Here is a 4,611-nt window from a genome sequence, read left to right as displayed (position 1 = left end):
TATTGAAGCTAATGGGTTAAAAATAAGCAAAATATAATAGATAAATTAGTAAAAAGACGACTCTAAATTTTTAAAAAGAATTTGAGTCGTCTTTTTTATAACATACTTCAAGTTTCACTGAAAAATCATAAGATTTTCAGTGGCCTCATATTTATAAATCGTTTTTTCTCATAGTTTCATATACGAATGTTTATGTATTTTGTTTCGAGCTTATTCCAGAATCTTGCCCTCTTGAATAAATATCAGGTCTAGATTCTTTGAAAGTAGAAAATAGGTACATAAAAGTAGCTGTCATTATTTATCTATAGAAATTATTAGTTATGTGTGGATTGAGTAAGCAAGCATAATAAAAAATTTTTACGTGATAGGAGGATAGAATAAGATGGCTCAAAAACCGCTTAACAAAAAGATCTTACTAAGATTGTACAAAATAATAAGGTACACCTTACATGGGGAATAATGGGCATTCATAATCACCAGAAAAATGGAAGAAATATGCTACTAAATATGTCATTAAGGGTCTGATAGTTTATAATTTCATTAAAATGGTTTTTGTGTATCTAAAATTTCTCTACACATAGAAGTAAATTTGCAAAGCCCTTCTATATCACTCATTAACAATGCCTCTTTTTTATTAGAAACAATTTATAATACATTTACGTATTTGATATTCCATTAATTTGTTTAAAATGCCTTAAATTAACATAAATATGAATATTTAACTATAATGAAGTCAATCTGAATATAATTAAATACTATTCAAATTAATTGTATATATTGCAGTACATAATTTGTTAAACTATTTAATGATATATGTTTATGTATAACATTTTATACATAAATCATCCTTTCCTTTCACTCTACTTCCTTATACTTTTGAAAAATAACAACTAGGTGGTGCAATTTCATGAAGAAGTTGAAATTATTTCAATCATTTTTCTACGGTTGGGTGATTGTCTTTATTGCTGGACTAGGAGTATTTTTTTCAGGTCCAGGGCAAACATATTCTAACTCTACGTTTATTGATGAATACATCCATGAATTCAATTGGTCTAGGTCACAGGTTTCGGGGTTATATTCTATGGCTACCTTAATAGCGGGTCTAGGTATGATGGTTATCGGGAGATTTATAGATAGATTTGGACAGCGGATGATGATGGTTATTGTCGGCACATTATTTAGTATAGCTTGCTTTTTTAACAGTATGGTTTCTAGTATGTGGATGCTTGCAATTGGCTTTTTCCTTATACGTTTATTGGGTCAAGGTAGTATGTCTCTAATACCTAATACATTAGTTGCACAATGGTTTATTAAAAAAAGAGGAATTGCTTTTAGCATTATGACATTGGGCAGTTTTGCAAGTGCTATGGTTTTCCCTATTGTGAACACTTGGTTAATTCATACATGGGACTGGCAGTTTGCATGGAGATTCTGGGGTGTTCTGCTACTATTTATATTTGTTCCTATTGCTCTTATTGGAGTTCGGAATAAACCGGAGGAGATTGGACTATTACCAGATGGATCAAGTGAAAATGCTGAAAAGCAAACACGGGCAGTAATGGGGGCTCAGATTCAAGAAGCTGCGACAGATTGGACATTAAAAGAAGCAATGAAAACTAGAGCTTTTTGGGCAATTCTAATTTGTGTTGGGATTCCAGCAATGGTTAATACTGGTATTACTTTCCATATTATATCTATATTTGGTAGTAATGATTTGTCACCAGAATCAGCTGCAATTGTGTTAAGTTTAATGGCAATTGTGGGAGTACCATGTCTATGTGGCTTTTGCATTTGGTGTCTTATGGGGGATAGCAAATGGATTAGAACGAATTGGATTAAATATAATTTGGCCAAATTATTTCGGGCGTAAATATATAGGTAGTATTAATGGAGTAGGCGTAACGATGGGGGTATTAGGATCAGCCTTTGGACCACTACCTTTTGGGGTAGGCTTTGATATTTTCCATAGCTACACTCCTGTACTGTTAGCTACTTTATTATTTCCTTTAATCGGATTGTTCTGTGCTCTGATTGCAAAAAAACCAGAGAAATCTCAACTAGCTAATGGCTAAAATAAAAGACCCTAGGCTTATCGTTTTAGGGTCTTTTTATATTAGATTCTTTCTCCGTTTTTTAATCTTTCGATGAATTCATTTAAATCTTCTTTTTTTACTCTCCAATGTCTTCCGATTTTAAAACCAGGGATTTTTCCTTCTTGAACTAATTTATATGTTGTCATCTCACTTAATTGTAAGTATTCTGCAACCTGTGCAACGGTCATAATCTCATGAGTCATTACAATGCCTCCAAACATTTTTCCTTGTAACTAATCATACCATAATTAATTGTTTTAAAAAAAACAACTTAAATAATTATATATGGTTATAGATAATTATATTAAATATAACTATTTTATAATTAATTGGATATAGAAGTTATCTAAAGTAAATTGGAGAAATTTGAAGTAATAATAAAATGGATGCGTTTTCTTGGGATTTTGCTGTTTATAATATATATGGTATGATTCGTTCTGTTCTATGAAATAATCCTTGAACTATTAGTCTATTAATATATATATAATAACAACAAAGAGGAGCTGAAAAATGAATATTTTAAAGATACAACAAGAATGGTTTGGAAATGTAAAAGGAGATATCTTATCCGGAATCGTTGTCGCATTAGCTTTAATTCCAGAAGCAATCGCTTTTTCTATTATTGCTGGTGTTGATCCGATGGTAGGTCTTTATGCTTCTTTCTCTATAGCATTAGTGATTGCCTTTGTCGGTGGTAGACCTGGGATGATATCCGGAGCTACTGGAGCAATGGCACTACTCATGGTTAATTTAGTTGCAGAGCATGGGTTACAGTATTTGTTAGCTGCGACTATTCTAACAGGAATAATTCAAATATTATTTGGCATATTAAAGTTGGCTAGAATGATGAAGTTTGTTCCACGATCTGTAATGATTGGATTTGTAAATGCATTAGCTATCATGATTTTTACTTCACAGTTACAGCATTTTGTTGGTGAAACATGGATTATGTATGCACTTGTAGCATTAACATTAGCCATTATTTATTTATTACCTAGATTTACAAAAGCTATTCCATCAACCTTAGTAGCAATTGTTGTTGTTACGGCGATTGTCATAATAGGTAATATAAATGTTGGAACAGTAGGTGATATGGGAATAATAACACAACAATTACCAGTATTTTTAATTCCAGATATTCCACTAACAATGGAAACACTATTGATTATTCTTCCGTATTCTTTTTCATTAGCAATCGTTGGTTTAGTAGAATCATTATTAACAGCTAATATAGTTGATGATATGACTGATACAGAAAGTAATAAAAATAAAGAAAGTCGTGGACAAGGCATTGCGAATATAGTCACAGGTTTCTTCGGTGGAATGGGTGGATGTGCAATGATAGGACAATCAGTTATAAATGTGAAATCTGGAGGAAGTGGTAGGTTATCTTCACTTGTAGCAGGTGTTGTTTTGATGTCTATGATCATTATACTAGGTGAGGTTGTAGTTCAAATTCCTATGGCTGCCTTAGCGGGAGTTATGATCATGGTTTCTATAAGTACTTTTGATTGGTCTTCTCTTAAAAATCTTGTTAAAATTCCTAAGACCGATTCAGCAGTAATGCTGACTACCATAATAATTGTATTAGCAACACACAATTTGGCTATTGGAGTATTAGCTGGAGTATTATTAAGTGCTATTTTCTTCGCAGCTAAGATTTCTAAAGTTAAAGTAACGGAAGGTCAAGTAGTACAAAATCAGAAAAAAACCTACCGTATTGAAGGACAATTATTCTTTGCATCTGTAAGTGATCTTCCAAGTAAATTCTATTTTGGAGACACTATAACCGAAGTAGAAATAGACTTAACACAGGCCCATCTATGGGATGACTCTGCCATTGGGGCGTTAGATAAAATAGAAGCAAAGTTTGCCCAGAATAATATCAATGTAAATTATATTGGTTTGAATGAGGAAAGTAAGCAACTGAAAAAACGTATTGGTGGTATTTCAAACGCGGCTGGTCACTAAGTCTAATAATATTGTAAGGAGTGAGATGAATTGTTTAAACGAATATTACTGGCAGTAGATGGGTCGGAGCACTCAATACGATCCGCTAGATATGCAATAGAACTTGCTAATAAATTCGAAGGGACTACGGATATTATATATGTAGTTGATGGAAAAACGGCAAAAGAAGATGTTTTACATTCAACCAATAAACTAGAAATCGAAAAGAAAAGAGAAGAAAAACTGAAGCCAATTTTAGATATGCTAGATAAATCAGGTATGGATTACAATACAAATGTTCTTCATGGTGATCCAGGACCAGAAATTGTTGAATTTGCAAATGAAAAATCTTATGATTGTGTAGTAATAGGGAGTAGAGGATTGAATGACTTACAGTCTTTTATTTTAGGGAGTGTTAGTCATAAGGTTGCAAAACGTGTAAATTGTCCTGTTCTTATAGTTAAGTAAGGGATGTGGAATTTATTTCCATATTCTTTTTTTGTAAGTTAAGAAAGTATAAAATCAGTGCAATGACTGCGTTAAGCCAAGTAGTTATTTTGAAATGTTT

General features: G+C 32.2%; 3 protein-coding genes and 1 pseudogene. 3 read left to right on the top strand and 1 reads right to left on the bottom strand.

Annotated elements, in window-relative coordinates; all coding sequences use genetic code 11:
• Positions 1–907: 907 nt before the first annotated feature.
• A pseudogene (locus Q1A47_RS20040) lies at positions 908–2,072 on the top strand (MFS transporter).
• 41 nt (positions 2,073–2,113) lie between these two features.
• Here Q1A47_RS20040 and Q1A47_RS20035 read toward each other — a convergent pair.
• Positions 2,114–2,296 (bottom strand): helix-turn-helix domain-containing protein, encoded by a 183-nt coding sequence (locus Q1A47_RS20035; protein WP_026680550.1) that lies wholly within the window; start codon positions 2,294–2,296, stop codon positions 2,114–2,116.
• A gap of 307 nt (positions 2,297–2,603) precedes the next feature.
• On the opposite strand from Q1A47_RS20035, the gene Q1A47_RS20030 reads away from it, so the two are divergent.
• Together Q1A47_RS20030 and Q1A47_RS20025 are read left to right on the top strand one after the other, a co-directional pair.
• Entirely contained in the window at positions 2,604–4,064 is a 1,461-nt protein-coding gene (locus Q1A47_RS20030; protein WP_026680549.1) for a SulP family inorganic anion transporter, read from the top strand.
• A 30-nt stretch (positions 4,065–4,094) separates the two neighbouring features.
• Complete coding sequence (locus Q1A47_RS20025) at positions 4,095–4,511, top strand: universal stress protein (RefSeq protein ID WP_166530956.1); 417 nt, start codon at positions 4,095–4,097, stop codon at positions 4,509–4,511.
• The last annotated feature ends 100 nt before the right edge of the window (positions 4,512–4,611 follow it).

This window comes from uncultured Virgibacillus sp., assembly GCF_947495635.1.
GTDB lineage: Bacteria > Bacillota > Bacilli > Bacillales > Amphibacillaceae > Virgibacillus > Virgibacillus salarius.
The sequence above is the reverse complement of the archived record's forward strand: the minus strand, read 5'-3'. Positions and strand labels throughout refer to the sequence as shown.

Bases quoted from the DNA above. Each gene is read 5' to 3' on its own strand.
- Q1A47_RS20035 (WP_026680550.1), bottom strand. From the start codon at position 2,296: ATGACTCATGAGATTATGACCGTTGCACAGGTTGCAGAATACTTACAA.
- Q1A47_RS20030 (WP_026680549.1), top strand. From the start codon at position 2,604: ATGAATATTTTAAAGATACAACAAGAATGGTTTGGAAATGTAAAAGGA.